Origin of the sequence: Bradyrhizobium sp. AS23.2 (assembly GCF_001908185.1) — a bacterium.
Classification (GTDB): domain Bacteria; phylum Pseudomonadota; class Alphaproteobacteria; order Rhizobiales; family Xanthobacteraceae; genus Bradyrhizobium.
Genome location: NZ_LGHM01000206.1, coordinates 1 through 19107 on the forward strand (window position 1 = coordinate 1; position 19107 = coordinate 19107).

The 19107-nt window shown below is 63.3% G+C and carries 18 protein-coding genes and 2 pseudogenes; 9 read left to right on the plus strand and 11 right to left on the minus strand.

Annotation, left to right across the window (positions count from 1 at the left end; genetic code table 11):
* The 3 genes and pseudogenes from AC630_RS46420 to fabA all read left to right on the plus strand — a co-directional run.
* A pseudogene (locus AC630_RS46420) lies at positions 1-273 on the plus strand (DEAD/DEAH box helicase); the annotation flags it as partial.
* A 266-nt stretch (positions 274-539) separates the two neighbouring features.
* Positions 540-1607 carry a GGDEF domain-containing protein gene (locus AC630_RS36340; protein WP_074123208.1) on the plus strand — a complete coding sequence of 356 codons (1068 nt, stop codon included), beginning with the start codon at positions 540-542 and terminating at the stop codon, positions 1605-1607.
* Positions 1608-1690: 83 nt separating this feature from the next.
* A complete protein-coding gene (fabA, locus tag AC630_RS36345) occupies positions 1691-2221 on the plus strand; it encodes a bifunctional 3-hydroxydecanoyl-ACP dehydratase/trans-2-decenoyl-ACP isomerase (protein WP_074123209.1) in 531 nt (176 codons plus the stop codon).
* Positions 2222-2223: 2 nt separating this feature from the next.
* Here the strand turns inward: fabA and AC630_RS36350 are convergent, their stop codons facing one another.
* From AC630_RS36350 to AC630_RS36385, 8 genes and pseudogenes are all read right to left on the minus strand, one after another.
* Positions 2224-2703, minus strand: a complete 480-nt coding sequence (locus AC630_RS36350; protein ID WP_074123210.1) for a TfoX/Sxy family protein — start codon at positions 2701-2703, stop codon at positions 2224-2226.
* A gap of 127 nt (positions 2704-2830) precedes the next feature.
* On the minus strand, positions 2831-3229 hold the full coding sequence (locus tag AC630_RS36355) for a HesB/IscA family protein (protein WP_074123211.1): 399 nt from the start codon (positions 3227-3229) through the stop codon (positions 2831-2833).
* A gap of 49 nt (positions 3230-3278) precedes the next feature.
* Positions 3279-3650 carry an SUF system Fe-S cluster assembly protein gene (locus AC630_RS36360; RefSeq protein ID WP_074123212.1) on the minus strand — a complete coding sequence of 124 codons (372 nt, stop codon included), beginning with the start codon at positions 3648-3650 and terminating at the stop codon, positions 3279-3281.
* Positions 3647-4893 (minus strand): annotated as a pseudogene (locus AC630_RS36365) (cysteine desulfurase). The gene AC630_RS36360 and the pseudogene AC630_RS36365 overlap by 4 nt, the downstream one beginning before the upstream one ends.
* Positions 4890-6194: a Fe-S cluster assembly protein SufD gene (gene sufD / locus AC630_RS36370; RefSeq protein WP_074123213.1), complete on the minus strand. Its 1305-nt coding sequence runs from the start codon at positions 6192-6194 to the stop codon at positions 4890-4892. Before sufD ends, AC630_RS36365 begins: the two are co-directional and overlap by 4 nt.
* Before the next feature lie 12 nt (positions 6195-6206).
* The gene (gene sufC / locus AC630_RS36375; RefSeq protein WP_074123214.1) at positions 6207-6959 is read right to left on the minus strand and encodes a Fe-S cluster assembly ATPase SufC; all 753 of its coding nucleotides are present in this window, start codon (positions 6957-6959) and stop codon (positions 6207-6209) included.
* Positions 6960-7021: 62 nt separating this feature from the next.
* On the minus strand, positions 7022-8518 hold the full coding sequence (gene sufB / locus AC630_RS36380; protein WP_074123215.1) for a Fe-S cluster assembly protein SufB: 1497 nt from the start codon (positions 8516-8518) through the stop codon (positions 7022-7024).
* A gap of 113 nt (positions 8519-8631) precedes the next feature.
* A complete protein-coding gene (locus tag AC630_RS36385; RefSeq protein WP_074123216.1) occupies positions 8632-9771 on the minus strand; it encodes a cysteine desulfurase family protein in 1140 nt (379 codons plus the stop codon).
* 352 nt (positions 9772-10123) lie between these two features.
* On the opposite strand from AC630_RS36385, the gene AC630_RS36390 reads away from it, so the two are divergent.
* A complete protein-coding gene (locus tag AC630_RS36390) occupies positions 10124-10771 on the plus strand; it encodes an alpha/beta hydrolase (protein WP_008143006.1) in 648 nt (215 codons plus the stop codon).
* 8 nt (positions 10772-10779) lie between these two features.
* Positions 10780-11292, plus strand: a complete 513-nt coding sequence (locus tag AC630_RS36395) for a DUF1697 domain-containing protein (protein ID WP_074123217.1) — start codon at positions 10780-10782, stop codon at positions 11290-11292.
* 4 nt (positions 11293-11296) lie between these two features.
* Here AC630_RS36395 and AC630_RS36400 read toward each other — a convergent pair whose 3' ends face one another.
* The 3 genes from AC630_RS36400 to AC630_RS36410 form a co-directional block, all read right to left on the minus strand.
* Positions 11297-11620 carry a DMT family transporter gene (locus AC630_RS36400; RefSeq protein WP_074123218.1) on the minus strand — a complete coding sequence of 108 codons (324 nt, stop codon included), beginning with the start codon at positions 11618-11620 and terminating at the stop codon, positions 11297-11299.
* A gap of 10 nt (positions 11621-11630) precedes the next feature.
* The gene (locus tag AC630_RS36405; RefSeq protein WP_074123232.1) at positions 11631-12308 is read right to left on the minus strand and encodes a glutathione S-transferase family protein; all 678 of its coding nucleotides are present in this window, start codon (positions 12306-12308) and stop codon (positions 11631-11633) included.
* A 97-nt stretch (positions 12309-12405) separates the two neighbouring features.
* Positions 12406-13509 (minus strand): anhydro-N-acetylmuramic acid kinase, encoded by a 1104-nt coding sequence (locus AC630_RS36410; protein ID WP_074123219.1) that lies wholly within the window; start codon positions 13507-13509, stop codon positions 12406-12408.
* A 159-nt stretch (positions 13510-13668) separates the two neighbouring features.
* Here AC630_RS36410 and tyrS point away from each other — a divergent pair, with 159 nt between their 5' ends.
* From tyrS to AC630_RS36430, 4 genes are all read left to right on the plus strand, one after another.
* Complete coding sequence (gene tyrS / locus AC630_RS36415; protein WP_074123220.1) at positions 13669-14919, plus strand: tyrosine--tRNA ligase; 1251 nt, start codon at positions 13669-13671, stop codon at positions 14917-14919.
* A gap of 101 nt (positions 14920-15020) precedes the next feature.
* Positions 15021-16292, plus strand: coding sequence for an MFS transporter (locus tag AC630_RS36420; RefSeq protein WP_074123221.1), 1272 nt, complete (start codon positions 15021-15023; stop codon positions 16290-16292).
* 219 nt (positions 16293-16511) lie between these two features.
* Positions 16512-16949 carry a DoxX family protein gene (locus AC630_RS36425; RefSeq protein ID WP_074123233.1) on the plus strand — a complete coding sequence of 146 codons (438 nt, stop codon included), beginning with the start codon at positions 16512-16514 and terminating at the stop codon, positions 16947-16949.
* Between the two features lie 363 nt (positions 16950-17312).
* A complete protein-coding gene (locus AC630_RS36430; protein WP_074123222.1) occupies positions 17313-19004 on the plus strand; it encodes a methyl-accepting chemotaxis protein in 1692 nt (563 codons plus the stop codon).
* The last annotated feature ends 103 nt before the right edge of the window (positions 19005-19107 follow it).

Consider the following 19107-nt stretch of genomic DNA (forward strand, 5'->3'; position numbering starts at 1 on the left):
GACCGTGAGCGCAGCCACGAGCCGCGCGAGGCGCGGGGCGAGGCAAGGCACGCCCCCGAAGCCAGGCACGCTTCCGAGGCCAAGCATTCATCCGAAGCAAGGCATGCGCCCGAGCCGCGTCGCGGCTCTCGACCGCAGGCCAATACGTCGCATGTGCCGTCGATCGGCCGTCCCGAGCCGCGCCGCCAGCGCGAGGTCGACACCGAGCCGGGCGATCATTCGCATCTTCCGGCGTTTCTGTTGCGACCGGTTCGCTCTCCCGCGGGAGCCTGAAGCGCGACGCGCTTAGAGCGTTTTCGAGCGAAGTGGATACCGGTTCGCGTAAAGAAAACGCGTCAAAACAAGAATCTAGAGCCCCGTTCTGATTCCATCAGAACGGAAATGGCTCTAGGTTCTGGTTGAGCAACACCGACGCACACTTTTTCAGATGCATCTGGGAGCGGCTGTTTACCGGCCGTTCACGATCGTCCGTTAGCCTACGAACATAGTTTAAAAATTGCTGTGGTCGACGGCGCATCGACCGCTGTGGGGTATCTTCCGTGGTCAACGTGCTCGACGAACACGAACGCACGATGGCGTTCGCCGAGGTGGCGCTCGGTCAAATTCGATCGCTTCGGCAAACCGCAATCCCCCGCAATTACGAGATCTGGTACGTCTACGCCACCGGCTACAACGCGCCGCTCAACAAGATCATCAACGAGACGCTGGCGCGCCACGGCAAACTCACCGAAGCCGATCTCGAGCAGATCTACGAGACCTATCTCTCCCACATCAAGACCACCGACCGCATCGACAAGGTCGGTGCGCGCGTCATCGGCGAGATCGATGATGTGGTGGAGGTGCTGAGCGAAGCGCTCGGGAGGACGAGCTCCTATGATGCCAGCCTCTCGGACGCGACCCAGATGCTGTCGTCGGCCAAGAGCCGTGAGCAGGTCAAGTCGGTCGTGGAGACGCTGCTGCGCTCGACCACCGAGACGCGCGAGACCAACAAGGCGCTGGAAGACCGGCTGACGCTCGCGAAGAACGAGATCAGCAACCTCCAGCAGAGCCTGGAGGCGATCCGCGCCGAGAGCCTGACCGATCCGCTTACGGGCCTCGGCAACCGCAAATATTTCGACCGAATGATCGGCATGGCCGTCCAAAGCGCGTTCGCCAGCGGTGAGCCGCTGTCCCTACTCCTGTTCGACATCGATCACTTCAAGTCGTTCAACGATTCCTACGGCCACCTCACAGGTGACCAGGTGCTGCGGCTCGTCGGCCTGTCGTTGAAGCAGACCATCAAGGGCCAGGACATCACGGCGCGCTACGGCGGCGAGGAATTCGCGGTCGTGCTGCCCAACACCGCGCTGCGCCAGGCGCTGACGGTCGCCGATCACATCCGCCGCGCCGTCATGGCCAAGGAATTGAAGAAGAAATCCACCGGCGAGATTTTGGGACGCGTGACGATTTCCGTCGGCGTCTCCATGCTCAAAGCCGGCGACGACACCGACGCGCTGATCGAGCGCGCGGACGCCTGCCTCTACGCCGCCAAGCGCAACGGCCGCAACCGCGTGATCTGCGAAGCCGATCCGGAATTCGCAGCCGAGACGCACGGCCGGGTGGCGTAAGGCGCCCCCCGCGCTTGACATTCCAGCCTGACGAACGACATTTTCCCGGCGCCTGAGCGCGAGCGTCGAGAGGACTTGTCGTCTTGCCCAACCCTCATGACTTTCACACGCCGCAACCGTCCTACACGAAGGACGAGTTGCTGAGATCGAGCGAAGGCGGCTATTTCGGCCCCGGCAACGCGCAATTGCCGGCGCCGCCGATGCTCATGATGGACCGCATCACCGAGATCACCATGAACGGCGGCGAGTTCGGCAAGGGCCATATCATCGGCGAGCTGGACATCACACCGGGACACTGGTTCTTCGATTGCAACTTTCGCGGCGCCCCGATGATGCCGGCCTCTCTGGGACTGGACGCCATGTGGCAGATGATCGGCTATTGGCTCGGCTGGTCGGGCTCACCGGGCAAGGGCCGCGCCATCGGCGTCGGCGAGGTTGATGCCACGGGATCCATCACGCCGGATACGCGAAGCGTGCGCTACGAGGTCGCCGTGCGCCTGGTCCGGCGCGGCAAGCTTGTGCTCGGAATTGCCGACGGTCGCGTGCTGGCCGACGGCGCCTGCGTCTTCACGGCCAGGGATATGAGGGTTGGCCTGACACAGGCCGTGGACTGAGCTTAGCCCCTTCGCTTGGCGCGCTTTCGAGCCGGGCTCTTCTTGCTCACCGTCTTCAACGCTTTCGCGGGCTTGGCGGCCTTCTTCGTGGGTTTGGCCGCCACCTTCGTCGCCGCCTTCTTCCCCTTCTTCGTCGTCTTGGGCCGTTTCTTGGGCCGCTTCTTCACCTTGGCGCGCTGGGCGGCGGCGAGCGCTGCCCTCGCCCATTGCGCAAGCTCCTCGGAATCGTCGAACAGGCGCGCCGGCAGCTCCCAGTAGGAGTTCACCATCACGGTCTTGACGCGGGTCGAGTACTGGAACGGCCTTGAGCCTTCTGCTTCGTAGTCCGGGATGGTCACCTCGTCGGCCCGGAGGAACAGGCCGGCGCGCAAGGCGAGCGCGAAGTTGATCCCGTCGGCAGAGATGCCGTAGCCGGAAAACATCTTTCGGATCGTGACGGGGCCGAAATCGGCGAACAGGTCGATCAGGAATTCGCGGTCCATTGGAGGCTTCCCTGCGGGCGCAAGCGAACCTCATAGCATCCTCGTCATTGCGAGCGAAGCGAAGCAATCCAGACTTCCGCCGCGGAGACGGTCTGGATTGCTTCGCTTCGCTCGCAATGACCCAGGGCTACCCGTCGATCTTGGCCGGGCGCAGCTCGACCGACTCGCCGCAGCCGCAGGCGGAGATCTGGTTGGGGTTGTTGAAGACGAACTGGGCCTGCATCTTGTCGGCCTTGTAGTCCATCTCGGTGCCGAGCAGGAACAGCACGGCTTTGGGGTCGACCAGGATCTTGACGCCCTTGTCCTCGACGACCTCGTCGGTCGGGCGGATCTCATGGGCGTATTCGACCGTGTAGGACTGGCCGGCGCAGCCGCCGTTCTTGACGCCGACGCGCAGGCCCACGATCTCGGAATCGGCGCGCTGGGTCAGCTCGGTGATACGCTGGGCAGCAGCGTCCGTCAGCCGCATCACCTGCGGGCGCGGGCGCCGCGGCTTCGGAGTGGATGCTGGTGTTGCCTGTGTCATGTCAGTGATGTGGTCCGTTGCGGAGCGATTTCAATGCCGGAGTTGCGCGTCACCACATGTTGAGCACGAGGCGGGCCTCGTCGCTCATGCGTTCGGGCGACCAGGCCGGCTCCCAGACGACCTTGACGTCGACCACGCCGACGCCGGGGACGCTGGCGACCGCGTTCTCCACCATGGTCGGCAACTCGCCGGCGGCCGGGCAGTTCGGCGTCGTCAACGTCATCACGACGTCGACCGAGCGGTCGTCCTTGATCTCGACCTTGTAGATCAGCCCCAGCTCGTAGATGTCGGCCGGAATTTCCGGATCGAACACGGTCTTCAGGCCCGCGATGATCTCGGTGGTCAAGCGCTCGGTCTCCTCCGGCGGCAACGCCGAAAGGGTCTCCATCGGATTGGCTTTGACTTCGGCCGTGTCACTCATGCGAACAAATCCCGCGCCTTCAAAAGCGCCTGTGCCAAATGATCGACTTCTTCCCGGGTATTATACATGCCGAACGAGGCCCGGCATGTCGCGGTCACGTTGAACCGCTCTAAAAGCGGCATCACGCAATGGGTGCCGGCGCGCACAGCGATGCCCTGGCGGTCGATCACTGTGGCAACATCGTGGGCGTGTGCGCCCTTGAGCTCGAAGGAGATCACCGGACCCTTGCCGCGGGCGGTGCCGATCAGCCGCAGCGAATTGATCTCGCGCAGCCGGTCCTGGGCGTAGGTGACGAGATCGTGCTCGTGGGCAGCGATGCGCTCCTTGCCGATCGAATTGACGTAGTCGATGGCGGCGCCAAGACCAATGGCCTCGACGATCGCGGGCGTCCCCGCCTCGAACTTGTGCGGCGGATCGCCATAGGTGACGACATCGCGAGAGACCTCGCGGATCATCTCGCCGCCGCCGTTGTAGGGGCGCATCGCGACGAGGTGGTCGTATTTGGCCCAGAGCACGCCGATGCCGGTGGGACCGTAGACCTTGTGGCCGGTGAAGACATAGAAATCGCAGCCGATGTCCTGGACGTCGATCGGCAGATGCACGGCACCCTGGCTGCCGTCGATCAGCACGGGAATGCCGCGCGCGTGCGCGATCTTCACCACATCCTTGACCGGCACGATGGTGCCGAGCGCGTTCGACATCTGCGTGATCGCGACCAGCTTGGTCTTGGCCGTGAGCAGCTTCTCGAACTCGTCGATCAGGAAATTGCCTTCGTCGTCGACGGGCGCCCACTTGATCACGGCACCATGGCGTTCCCTGAGGAAATGCAAGGTACGATGTTGGAATGGTGCTCCATGATCGAGAGGACGATCTCGTCGCCCGCCTTGATATTGGGTTCACCCCAGGACGACGCGACCAGGTTGATCGCCTCCGTCGCGTTGCGGGTGAAGATCACTTCCTCGGTGCGGGGCGCGTTGATGAACTGCGCCACCTTGGTGCGGCCGCCCTCATAGGCTTCGGTCGCGGCATTGGCGAGGTAATGCAGGCCGCGATGCACGTTGGCGTATTCGGACGTATAGGCCTGCGTCATGCGGTCGAGCACGGACTGCGGCTTCTGCGCCGACGCCGCGTTGTCGAGATAGACCAGCGGCTTGCCATAGACCTGCATGGCGAGCGCCGGAAAATCCTGGCGCACGCGGGCGACATCGTAGGCACCGTTCTTGACTGCCGGATGCTCGCTCATTGACGTTGCTCCAGCCAGCGCTCGGCGATGCCGATCACGTGCTCGCGCAAACCATCGTCGGCGATCTGCTCGATCGCTTCGCCAACGAAGGCCTGGATCAGCAAGGCCTGGGCCTGCTTCTCCGGCAGGCCGCGCGCCTTCAGATAGAACAGCAGGCTGTCGTCCAGCGCACCGGCGGTGGCGCCGTGGCCGCAGGAGACGTCGTCGGCGAAGATCTCGAGCTCGGGCTTGTTGTCCGCCTCGGCTTCGTCCGAGAGCAGCAGCGCGCGGGTCATCATCTTGCCGTCGGTCTTCTGCGCGTCGGGACGGACGATGATGCGGCCCTGGAACACCGAATGGGCGCGGTCGTCGATCACCGCGCGGAAGATCTCGCGGCTGACGCAGCTCGGCACGGCATGGTCCACGACCAGCGTGGTGTCACCATGCTCGGTCTTCTTCAACAGGTTCACGCCGTTGATGGAGAGGTCGCTGCCCTCACCCGCCAGAGTGATGAAGCCCTGGAGGCGGCTGACGGCCGCGCCAGTGGTCATGTTGAAGAAATTGAGCTTCGTGTTCGCGCCGACCGTGACGAACTGCGAGGTGACGTTCACCGCGTCGGGCGAATCGTCCAGCAAGCGGATATGCGCGACGTCGGCGTTGTCGCCGACCGAGAGGACAACCGCGTCGTTGACCTGGTAGGCTTTGGCGCCGGCCGCGACGAAGCTCTCGACGATGGTGGCGCGAACGCCCTTCCCGATCCGCACTTGCGAGCGGGTGAAGGCCGATGCCGAAGCAGCGGTCGCAACATGGATGATCTGGACCGGGGCGGAGAACTGCGCACCGTCGGCAATCGACAGCACGACGCCGTCGGTCGCCATCGCCGCATTCAGCGAGATCACCGCATCGGTAGACGCGGTCTTCAGCAGCCCGGCCTCCTTCTCCAGCGTCTCGCGCAGAGTCTTGAGGCTCGCCTCGGATGCGAGCGCCTTCACGTCGGATAGGTCGGCCGCGAACACGCCGTCGACCAGCACCAGCTTGCGGGCACCCTCGATCGCGTGCGCCTTCACGGTTTCGGCAGCGCGTTTCAGTGCGGCCGCATCGGGGCTGGCTGCAAGCGGCAGCACCTCGCCCACCAGCGCACGCAGGTCGGTGTATTTCCATTCCTCGATCCGGCGGTGCGGCAGGCCGAGACGTTCATAGGTCTCAAAAGCCTCGCGGCGCGCCGCGATCACGGCCGGCGAACCCGGTAGGCGCCCTTCGGCGCTGGCGAAGAGATCGCTCACCGCGCGGCCGCTTCCGGTCTTTGCCACAGCAACGTTCATCGCAAATAATCCTTACGCGGCATCCTCGAACTGTGTGTAGCCGGACTCTTCCAGCTCCAGCGCCAGCTCCTTGCCGCCGCTCTTCACGACACGGCCCTTCGACATCACGTGCACGAAATCGGGCACGATGTAGTTGAGCAGCCTCTGATAGTGGGTGATGACGACCATCGCGCGCTTGGGCGAGCGCAGCGCGTTGACGCCGTCGGCCGCAATGCGCAGCGCGTCGATGTCGAGGCCCGAATCCATCTCGTCGAGGATGCAGAGACTCGGCTCGAACAGCGCCATCTGGAGCACCTCGTTGCGCTTCTTCTCGCCGCCGGAGAAGCCGACGTTTACGCCGCGCTTGAGCATGTCCTGCGGGATGTTCAGCGACTTCGAGACCTCACGGACCTTCTTCAGGAAGTCCGGGGTCGAATATTCGCTCTCGCCGCGCGCCTTGCGCTGCGCGTTCAACGCGGTACGCAGGAAATTCATGGTGGCGACGCCGGGGATCTCGACCGGATACTGGAACGCGAGGAACACGCCCTTGGCGGCGCGCTCTTCGGGGGCCATCTCCAGGAGGTCTTCGCCCTTGAACAGGATCTGACCGTCGGTGACCTCGTAGCCGGGCTTGCCGGCGATGACGTGGGAGAGCGTCGACTTGCCGGAGCCGTTCGGCCCCATGATCGCGTGCACCTCGCCCTCGTTCACGGTCAGCGTCAGCCCGTGGAGGATCTCACGCTCCTCGACGCGAACCTTCAAATCCTTCACTTCAAGCAAAGCCATCTTGGTTTCCAGTCTATTCAAATGATGTATGGAGCGCCAAAGCGCACCGCGAGGGTCGGCGATCAGCCGACCGACCCTTCGAGCGAGATCGAGATCAGCTTCTGCGCTTCCACCGCGAACTCCATCGGGAGCTGCTGAAGCACGTCCTTGACGAAGCCGTTGACGACGAGGCCAACCGCCTCCTCTTGGCTAAGGCCGCGCTGGATGCAGTAGAACAGCACGTCTTCCGAGATCTTCGAGGTCGTCGCCTCGTGCTCGAACGTCGCCGACGAGTTCTTGGCTTCGATGTACGGCACGGTGTGCGCGCCGCATTTGTCGCCAATCAACAAGGAATCGCAGGCGGTGAAGTTGCGCGCACCGGTCGCTTTGCGGTGCGCGGTGACGAGACCGCGATAGGTGTTCTGCGACTTGCCGGCCGCGATGCCCTTGGAGATGATTCGGCTCGACGTGTTCTTGCCGAGATGGATCATCTTGGTGCCGCTATCGACCTGCTGGAAGCCGTTCGAGATCGCGATCGAATAGAACTCGCCGCTGGAGTTATCGCCGCGGAGAATGCAGCTCGGATATTTCCAGGTGATCGCCGAACCGGTCTCGACCTGGGTCCACGAGATCTTGGAATTGGCACCGCGGCAGTCGCCACGCTTGGTGACGAAGTTGTAGATGCCGCCCTTGCCTTCCGAGTTGCCGGGATACCAGTTCTGCACCGTCGAATATTTGATCTCGGCGTCGTCGAGCGCGACGAGCTCGACCACGGCCGCGTGCAGCTGGTTCTCGTCGCGCTGCGGCGCGGTGCAGCCCTCGAGATAGGAGACGTAGGAGCCCTTGTCCGCGATGATCAGCGTGCGCTCGAACTGGCCGGTGTTGCGCTCGTTGATGCGGAAATAGGTCGACAGCTCCATCGGGCAGCGCACGCCGGGCGGCACGTAGACGAACGAGCCGTCGGAGAACACCGCCGAGTTCAGCGTCGCATAGAAATTGTCGGAGGTCGGAACCACCGAGCCGAGATATTTCTGCACCAGCTCGGGATGTTCGCGGATCGCTTCCGAGATCGGCATGAAGATCACACCGGCCTTCTTCAGCTCGGCCTTGAAGGTGGTCGCGACCGAGACCGAGTCGAACACCGCGTCGACCGCGATCTTGCGCCGGGCCGGGTCTTCCTCGCCGGGCTTCGGCTCGACGCCTTCGAGCATCGCGACTTCCCGCAGGGGAATGCCGAGCTTCTCGTAGGTCTTCAGAATCTCCGGATCGATCTCGTCGAGCGAGGTGACCGTCTTCTTCGGCTTCGGCGCCGCGTAATAGTAAATGTCCTGGAAGTCGATCTTGGGATACTCGACGCGCGCCCAGGTCGGCTCGGTCATGGTCAGCCAGCGCCGATAGGCCTCAAGCCGCCACTGGAGCATCCAGTCGGGTTCGTTCTTTTTCTGTGAGATGAATTTTACGATCTCTTCCGACAGCCCCTTGGGGGCCTTTTCGGTGTCGATCAGGGTCTCAAACCCATAACGATATTGATCGACGTCGATGCGCTTCACGCGCTCGACCGTCTCTTGTACGGCTGGCATTCCATCCTCCGCTCGCGGTTTCAAGGACCGCGGTGGATCAAACTTGGACGACTATTACGATGTTTTTCTGCGGAAAGCACGTGCTTAGAACCATTCAAGCCGTGTTTCGTCGCTTAGCCTCTAAGTAGGGTATTACCCAGCTTTCGCCAAGCCTCTAACGCCCTATTGATGTCCTCTAGTTCGGTGGACCAGCCAAGACTGAGACGCACCGCTCCCTGGGCGACCGCAGGGTCGAACCCCATGGCCGAAAGCACGTGGGACGGCTGGACCTTTCCGGAGGAACAGGCCGAGCCTGAGGATACCGCGACGCCTTCGAGGTCGAAGCCGATCACCGCGGTCTCGGCCTTCAGGCCGGGTGCGGTGAACAGGACGGTATTTGGCAACCGCCCGACGTCGTCCGAGAAGATTGTTGCGCCAGCGATCGCGCGGATACCATTTTCCAAGCGATCTCTGAGGGTTGCCATCCGGTTCGCATCCTCCGGCAGAGCCTGAATCGCGACCTTCACCGCCGCACCGAAGCCGGCAATGCCCGCGACATTCTCGGTTCCAGCGCGGCGGTTGAGTTCCTGCCCGCCGCCGCGCGGCACCGGCTCCAATCCAGCAAGCCCTTCGGCCATGACCAGCGCACCGACGCCCTTGGGGCCGCCGATCTTGTGCGCAGAAAAGGTCGCAAGGTCTGCGCCGATCGCCCTGATATCGAACGGAATTTTTCCCAGCGCCTGGATCGCATCGACATGCAGGAGGCCGCCGGCCTCGTGAACGATCCGCGCAGCCTCGGCGACCGGCTGGAGCGCGCCCGTCTCGTTGTTGGCCGCCATGATGGAGACCAGCGCCGGCGGTCCATCGCTGAGCAGCGCCCTCAAATGGTCGAGGTCGATCACGCCGGAGCGCGTGACCCGAGTCTCGTCGATCCCATCCGCCGGGAACCGGCCGCCGGCCAGCACCGAAGCATGCTCGACGGCCGAGACCAGTAGCCGCTCGACTGGCCGCCCGGCCGGGCCACGAAGGCCAGGCGACAGCGCCAGGGCGTTGGCTTCGGTTCCGGTGGAGGTAAAGACGACGTTTCGCGGCAGCGCTCCCACCGCCGCCGCAAGCGTGGCGCGGGCCTCCTCGACCAACCGCCGCGCCTCCCGCCCCTCGGCGTGAACAGAAGACGGATTGCCGATCAGGTCGTACGCGGCGAGCATCGCGCCTCGTGCTTCATCACGCAGCGGTGTGGTCGCATTCCAGTCGAGATAGACGCGGCTCGTCATTAAGTAATATATTACCTCACATCGCTGGGCCTGTTCGGCCCGCCTCACCGCCGACATGGGCCGCGGTCGCGCGTTTGGCAACCATGATTCCAGATCCGCGGTCCGCGATGACGCGGCCGTGACAGGCTAACATCTTGAGCCCATTGGCTGATGTTCAAGATGCTTGCTTTTTGACCCTCAGCCTATGTTAGAACGCGGCCGTCAAGTCACCGTGCGCCGATTGCGCATCACCGCGAGGCGCACGCCTTCTCATCCTTCCATTCGCGCTTTCGTCGGCATCGCTGCCGACGAGGGCCACAATCGGTTGATTGCCGAGGATCACCTCTCCAGGAAATCAATCAAGAGATCATCGATGCCTGAAGTCATTTTCGCCGGCCCCGCTGGCCGCCTTGAAGGCCGTTACCACCCGGCCAAGCAGAAGAACGCGCCGATCGCGATGATCCTGCATCCGCATCCGCAGTTTCACGGCACGATGAACCATCAGATCGTGTACCAGTGCTACTACGCCTTCGCACATCGCGGCTTCTCGGTGCTGCGCTTCAATTTCCGCGGCGTCGGCCGCAGCCAGGGTTCGTTCGACCACGGCACCGGCGAATTGTCGGACGCCGCCGCCGCGCTCGACTGGGCGCAGACTATCAACCCCGAAGCACGTGCCTGCTGGGTCGCCGGCTTCTCCTTCGGCGCCTGGATCGGCATGCAGCTTCTGATGCGCCGCCCCGAGGTCGAGGGCTTCATCTCGATCGCGCCGCCCGCCAATCTCTACGACTTCTCGTTCCTCGCGCCCTGCCCGTCGTCCGGCCTGATCGTGCATGGCGAGAAGGATGCGGTGGTGCCGCCCAAGGACGTCAACACGTTGGTCGAGAAGTTGAAGACGCAGAAGGGCATCGTGATCGACCAGCAGGTCATCCCCGGCGCCAACCACTTCTTCGACGCCAAGCTCGAGCCGCTGATGGAAACCATCACCGCCTATCTCGACATGCGCCTCGCCAACGTGCGCTGAGGCCTCAAATGGGCTCGTTCGTCGCCCTGCTGCGTGCCGTGAATGTCGGCGGCACCGGCAAGCTGCCGATGAGCGAGCTCAAGGCGATGTGTGAGGAGCTCGGCTTCGCCGCCGTGCGCACCTACATCGCCAGCGGCAACGTGGTGTTCACCAGTCGCAAGTCCGAAGCCGCCATCAAGTCCGCACTGGAAAAGCGCCTGCACGCCTACGCCGGCGCGCCGGTCGGCGTGCTCATGCGCAGCGCCACCGAGATGGCGCAAGTCGCGGCCGACAATCCCTTCCCGAAGGCCCCGCCCAACCGCACGGTTGCGATCTTCCTCGACAAGGCGCCGGCGGCCGATGCGCTCGCCGGCATCCGGGGCCAAAACAACGAGGAGGTCCGCCTCGGCCGCCGCGAGATCTACGTGCACTACGGCGACGGCATGGGGACGTCGAAGCTCGTCATTCCTGCGGCCAAGTCCGGCACCGCGCGCAACATGAACACGATCGCGACGCTGGCGAAGATGGCCGCGGAGCTGTGACAGCTCAAGCCAGCTTGAGCGCGACAATCCCCATCAGTACGAGCGCGATGCCTGCAAGCTTCATCGCGCTCAAGGCCTCGCCGAACAACACGACGCCCATCAGGAACGTGCCGGCGGCGCCGATGCCGGTCCACACCGAATAGGCGACGCCGACCTCGAGCACCTTCAAGACGCGCCCGAGCATGAAGACGAAGGCCGCGAGCAGCACGAGCGAGGCGATGCTCCAGCCCACGCGCGTGTAGCCCTCCGCATATTTCATCGAGACCGCCCAGCCGACATCGAGCGCGCCGGCGATCACCAGCATAAGCCAGGCCACAGATGACGACATCGGCGTGCGCTCAGGCCGCAAGCTTCAGCAGATGCGCGTCGTGCCGCACCAGGAAGGCGCGCAGCAATTGCGGATAGTCCGCGCCGACCGCGGAGCGCACGCTCGGACGCTTCGCAAGCTCTGCCCGCCACGCGCGTACCTTCGGCAGATCGGTGAAGATGCCGAGCTCGGTCAGCTCATCGAACAGATCGAAATAGCGGAAGATCGGTGCGAACACCGCGTCGACCATGCTGAATTCATTGCCTGCGAAATACGAGCCTCCGCCAAGCGCAGCTTCAACCCGCGCGAATTTCGCCGCAAGCGCCTGACGCTTGGTCTCGAATGTCGCCGGATCCGTCGTGGTCTCCAATCCCCAGAGGTCGCCAAGGATCGCAGAACCAAACTCCATCCAGGCGCGGTGCTCGGCCCGCTTGAGCGCATCCACCGGATGCAGCTCCGCACCGCCCTGCGTCTCCTCGATGTACTCGCAGATCACATTGCTCTCGAACAGCGCGACCTCGCCTTTGTCCGTCGTCACCACCAGCACCGGCACCTTGCCGAGCGGCGAGAGTTTCAGGAACCAGTCGGGCTTGTTGGCGAGATCGATGTCGATCCGTTCGAACGGCACGCCCTTCTCTTTGAGCGCGATCACCGCGCGCTGCACATAAGGACAAAGCTTGTGGCTGATCAGTTTGAGCGAGGCTGTCATGACAATGATCCCGGCGGTTGGATGCAACTGCACCCAAGATAGATGCATCTGCATGTATCCGTCAAGATCAATGCATCTGCATCAATCTGCCGTGACCTCAGGGCCGCGCGATCACTCCGCCCGTCATCGGCATCGGCACACCCGTGGTGGCCGGATAGGACAGCGGCAGGCCTTTCAGGCCGCGGGCGGCGAGGAAGCCGAAGGCTTGCGCCTCGATGGCATCGGAGGCCCAGCCGAGCGTCTCGGCGGCCTCGACGGTGGCCGAGCCCACCCGGTCCCGCAGCATGCGTAGCATGGTGAGGTTGCGGGCTCCGCCACCGCAGATGATCCAGCTCCGCGGCCGCCGCGGCAAGAGCGGGATGATGCGGGCGATCGCGGCCGCGGTGAAAGCGGTGAGCGTCGCGGCGCCATCTGCCGGCGGAACCTCGCCGAGCTTGAGCGCAGCAAAATCGTTGCGATCGAGCGATTTCGGCGGCGGGAGCGCAAAGAACGGCAGCTCCAGCGCCCGCGCGATCCAGGCTTCATCGACCTTGCCGAGCGCTGCGAACTTTCCTTCCGCGTCGAACGCCTGGTTCATGGTGCGGTACATGAAATCGTCGAGCAGCGCGTTGCCGGGCCCGGTGTCGCAGGCGATCAGCGTGTCGTTGCCGTCGATATAGGTGATGTTGGAGACACCACCGATGTTGACCACGACGATCGGCCCCTCGCGCTCGAGCGAATTGGCGAGCGCCCGGTGGTAGACCGGTACGAATGGCGCGCCCTGCCCGCCGGCCTCGACATCGGCGGCGCGGAAATCATGCATCACGGGGATATGGATCGCCTTGGCCAGCGCCGGCGCATCGCCGATCTGCACCGTCAGCCGCTTCTCGGGGCGATGCAGCACGGTCTGCCCGTGGAAACCAACGATGTCGATGTCCTCGGGCTTCATCCGGTTCTGGGCGACGAAGGCGGCGACCGCCTCGGCATGGGCCAGCGTCACCACGCGCTCGGCCTCGGCCAGGACCCCCGGCCGGGCATCGCGTTGCGGCAGGTGCACAGCCTCGCTCAGCGCCAGGCGCAGCAGATTGCGCTCCGCCGGGCTGTAGGGCCGGTAGCCGGACGGTCCGAACGCCTTCACATGCTTTCCATCGGTTTCGATCAGCGCGACATCCACCCCGTCAAGCGAGGTGCCGCTCATCAAACCGAGTGCCGTCAACATCATCGTAGTCAGCCTCGACGCCCCCTGCCCCGACGCCTGACTTGTATCAGAGAAGCACATCTTATAATGCCACAGCGCGCTATGCTGCGGCAGCCCGAAGGGCACAGGTTCCGCAACTTGCGGCAATTACCGTAAACCAGGAACTGTCCGGGTCGCACACAAATGACTGCATTTAAATCAGATTTTCTGCGTGAGCTGGAATGGCGTGGCTTTATCCATCAAATCTCAGCGCCGGTAGAACCGCTCGACGACCTGGCAAAGCACGGTCAACTGACCGCATACGTGGGCTACGACTGCACTGCTCCCTCGCTGCATGTTGGCCACCTACTTTCAATTATGATGCTTCATTGGCTGCAGGAATATGGAAATCGCCCCATCACGCTGATGGGAGGTGGCACCACTCGAGTCGGAGATCCTTCTGGTCGCGATGAGACGCGCAAACTGCTCACGTATGACCAAATCGAAGCGAACAAGGATGCCATCCGACGCACATTCAGACCCGAGTTTGTTAGATTTGGAGCCGGCCCCAAAGACGCAATAATGCCTGACAATGCGGAGTGGCTCACCAGACTAAATTGGATTGAGATGCTGCGCGATATTGGTCGGCACTTCTCCGTTAATCGAATGCTTGCGATGGACTCTGTCAAGCTCAGATTGGAGCGCGACCAAGAGATGAGCTTCATTGAGTTCAACTATATGATCTTGCAGGCGTTCGATTTCGTTGAACTCAACAAGCGTTACGATTGCCGTTTGCAAATGGGTGGCTCTGATCAATGGGGGAACATTGTAAACGGCATTGAACTTGGCAGAAGAATGGGGACTCCCCAACTGTTCGCCTTAACCTGCCCGCTATTGACGACCGCATCAGGCACGAAGATGGGGAAAACCGCATCTGGAGCGGTTTGGCTAAATGCCGATATGCTTAGCCCATATGATTATTACCAGTTCTGGCGTAACACCGAGGACGCAGATGTTGTTCGCTTCTTGAAGCTTTTCACTACTCTGCGTCAGCCCGAAATCGCCCGCCTAGCAGCCCTAGAGGGTGCCGAGATCAACGAAGCAAAGAAGATTTTGGCTAGGGAAGCGACCGCTTTGATGCATGGTAGACTCGCCGCCGAACAAGCCGAACGCACAGCGCAACAAACTTTCGAATATGGAAGTTTCGGTACGGACCTTCCGGTACTGATCGTCTCGGTTGGCGATTCCCTACCTGCAGCCAACACGCAGCTTGGTTTCTCGAGCTCAAATGCTCAAGCTCGCCAATATATAAAGGACGGAGCAATGAACCTTGGTGGCCGCGTCGTGACCGACCCTCAATATCGCTTAAGGCGCGAAGACTTCGATGACGACGGTCGCGTATTGCTGAGCACGGGTAAGAAGAAGAGAGGGATCTTAACGTTAGGTTCGGAGTGACGACAACTGGGCAAGAAGAAGCACGTCCTCATCAAGCCTGCATAGGCGTATGAGCTTTTGATACTTGTCAGGGCGCGCCGAAGCGCGCTCCCTGACAAGCAATGGACCAGAATACCCCAAAGGAATCGACAGCGGCAGCGTCGAAGGAGCAGGCCGGAAGCACGGAGCGACTGGCCGCGCGCACTGCCCTCGTCGTGCTCGCGCTGTGCTTTACGCTCGCGGTGCTCGGCCGCGGCCTGAGCGAAAGCTTCACCGTGTTCCTCAAGCCGATCTCGCAGGATTTCGGCTGGGATCGTGCCCAGGTCGTCTCGATCTATTCGCTGACCTGGCTGATCAGCGGCCTCACTGCGCCCTTCGTCGGGCGCCTGTTCGACCATTCCGGACCACGCATCGTCTACGCGCTTGGACTGCTCCTGCTCGGCTCCGCGTTCCTGATCGCTGGCCATGCGCAGGCGCTCTGGCAATTCCAGCTCTCGATCGGACTCTGCGTCGGCATCGGCGTCGCCTTCATCGGCAACGTGCCGAACTCGATCCTGCTCGGACGCTGGTTCGGGCCCCGGCTGCCGACCGCGATGGCGGTGGTCTATTCGGCTATGGGCGGCGGCGTGCTGGCGCTGCTGCCGGCCTCGCAGCTTTTGATCGATCATCTCGGCTGGCGCGAGACCTATCAGATGTACGGCTTCGCCGCGCTCGGCCTGCTGGTGCCGCTGCTGCTTCTGCCCTGGCGCATGTTCGCCGTCGGCTCGCCGCATGTGACCAAGAAGACCGACCCTGATTTCATCGACCATGGCTGGACGCTTCCGAGCGCGATGCGCCACCATGCTTTCTGGGCCTTGTTCTCGACCTTCTTCTTCACTGCCGTCGGCATGTATGCAATCGCCGCGCAGATCGTCGCATATCTGATCGATGCCGGCTTCCCGCCGCTCCAGGCCGCGACTGCCTGGGGCTTCTCGGGCGTCGTGCTGGTGTTCGGCATGCTCGGCGTGTCCGCGCTCGACGGGCTGATCGGGCGCCGGCCATCCGTGCTGCTCAGCTACGCGATCTCGATCCTCGGCATCTTCCTGCTCTGGCTCTTGCAGTACTATCCGAACATCATCCTGCTCACCGGCTTCGTCGTCTGCTTCGGCAGCATGATGGGCTCGCGCGGCCCTCTCATCACCGCGACCGCGATGAAGATCTTCCGCGGAAAACGCGTCGGCACCATCTTCGGCACCATCTCGATCGGCAGCGGCCTGGGCTCGGCATTCGGCTCATGGAGCGGCGGCCTCATCCACGACTTCACGCACGGCTACAATCTCCTGCTCGCCTTCGCACTTGCGAGCGTGGTCCTCGGAATGATTCCGTTCCTGGTCGTCCCCGCCTTGCGGGATTAGGTGTCCTCGACGTAACCTGCATCCCTCGGTGTCACCGTGAAATTACGGACGACAGACGAGGCACTGCGTGAGAAAAAATCCGGCACAACCGGAGTGAAGGGACGAATTGTGGTGTTTTGTCCTACATGACGAAAATGTCAGCGCGGAATTGATCCTGGGTGGCTTGCGAGGCGGAACCGAATGCGGTCCAAGTCGCTGCATTGGATGGAGGGCAAACCAATGAACTTTCCCTATCTCACTCGCTTTCAGCCGGTTCTCTTGAGCCTGTTTCGCTTCATCACCGGCCTCCTGCTGTTCCAGTACGGCGTCGCCAAGCTGTTCAAGTTTCCGGCGCTGCCCTACTTCGCCGACATCCCGCCGCTGATCTACGCGGCCGGTACGATCGAGCTCGTGCTCGGCGCGGCCCTGATGCTCGGCCTGTTCACCCGGCTCACGGCCTTCATCCTGTCGGGCGAAATGGCTTTCGCCTACTTCATGGGCCACATGTTCAAGACCGGCACCCCGGTGTTCCTGCCGCTGATCAACGGCGGCACCGCCGCGATCCTGTTCTGCTTCGCCTGCCTGTACATCTCGGCAGCCGGCGGCGGCTCAGTCAGTGTCGATGCGCTGATGGGCAAGGAGAGCGACGCGCCGGGTGGCGCCTACGCGCGGCGCTGACTCGCCCGCGATTGACTTGAAAGCAACGGGACGGCGCCGGCGGATTGCCGGTGCCGCCTCACCGAGAGCCCAGCACGTTCCAGATGAGGACCAGGGCCGCCACGAGCAGCACGGACATGATGAGGCGGTGAACGAATCGGTTCATTGCAGGTCCGGCCGAGCTCGATGACCACCAAAGTCTAAGATCATTTTTCGAGGGCATGCGGACCGGCACGCGCCGACGCATGGCGGTTTTCCTGCACCGTTGCGCATAAGGCTGCGAAGGCGGTCCCGCGTGGCAGGCGTCCGCGCGCCTATCTTCATGATTGGTAAGAACTTCATGGTAGCGCTGGGAGCAATAACAACCATTCCGTAGGGGCTGTGATGAAGTTGCTGAGTCATCTGAAGATCCGCACCAAGCTCGCCAGCATGGTCTGCCTTGCGGCTCTCACAGTCACGGCCATCATCGCGGTCTCGGCCTTCCTCAGCAAGAGCCGCATGATGGAGGACCGGGTCCAGCAGATGAAGACCGCGGTCGACATGCTCTACAGCCTCGCCCAGTCGGTTCAGGACGACGTCACCGCCGGCAAGCTGACGCAGGCCGAGGCCAAGGCCCAGTTCCACATGCGCGGAAGGCGCATGAGCTTCAACGGCGCCCAGGGCTATCCCGTTGTCTACAACGCCGACACCTCGCTCCTCGTCAACGGCGCCAACCAGCAGCTCGAAGGCAAGATCACCGGCGCGATCGATTCCAACGGCGTCGCCATCGCTGACGCGATCGTCAAGGCCGGCGATCAAAACGGGGGTGGCGTGGCCTCCTATCTCTATCCCCGCCCCGGCCAGACCGAGCCCGTCCGCAAGACCGTGTTCGCGCGCAAGTTCGCGCCCTGGAACGCAACCATCAGCTACGGCCTCTATGTCGACGACATCGACGCCGACGTCCGTGCACTCACGATCGAGCTCGCCGCGATTGGCATCGGCCTGATGCTGCTGATGGCCACGCTGTCCTGGCTGATCGCCCGCGACGTGCTCAGCGCGCTCGACCGCCAGAAGACCCGCATGCAGGAGATCGCCGACGGCGCCATCGACAAGCCGGTCGAGGAGACCGATCGCGGCGACGAGATCGGTCGCATGGCCGAGACCCTCGAAGTGCTCAGGCAGACCGCTTTGACAGCGCGCACGCTCGAGGCCGCGCAGGCCGCCAACAAGACCCGCAGCGAGCAGGAGAAGCGCGACGCTCTGATCGCCCTCGCCGACCGGTTCGATGCCTCCGTCGGCCAGCTCGTCGGCCTGATGGCCTCGGGGTCCGGCGAGCTGGAGAACACCGCCAAGTCGATGTCGTCCACCGCCGAGGGCACCAACCGCCGCGCCGCCGTGGTCGGCTCGGCGGCCAATGAAGCCAGCCAGCGCGTTCAGACGGTGGCGGCCGCCGCCGAGGAGCTCTCCTCCTCCATCACCGAGATCAGCCGCCAGGTTGCTCAGTCCGCCGAAGTCACGGGTCGCGCTGTGGAGAGCGCGCGCCGCACCGACACCATCGTGCGCGCATTGTCCGACGGCGCGCAGCAGATCGAGCATGTCGCCGAGCTGATCTCCAGCATCGCGGCGCAGACCAACCTGCTCGCGCTCAACGCCACCATCGAGGCCGCGCGCGCCGGTGAAGCCGGCCGCGGCTTTGCGGTCGTCGCAACAGAGGTGAAGTCGCTTGCGAGCCAGACCGCCGAAGCCACCCGCGAGATCGGCGACAAGATCGCCCAGATCCAGGGCGCGACCAAGGAGGCCGTGGACGCCATCGGCGGCATCACCGCCACCATCGAGGAAGTCAGCCGCATCGCCACCTCGATCGGCGCAGCCATCGAGGAGCAAGGCGCCGCGACCGCCGAGATCGCCCGCAGTGTCTCGCAGACGGCGGAGGCGACCAAGGAGGTCACCACCAATATCGGCGGAGTCAGCAGCGCAGCCAACGAGACCGGCAACGCCGCCGGAATGGTGCTCTCCGCGGCCTCGAACCTCTCCAAGCAGGCCGAACAGCTCTCCGGCGAAGTCGGCACCTTCCTGGCCGGCGTCCGCGCGGCGTAAGCCGCGCTTACGACCGGAGAAGTTGGGTTCTAGCTAGAGCTTCTCCACAATCGTCATGGCCGGGCTAGTCCCGGCCCTCCGCCTTCGCCACCCGGCACGAAGA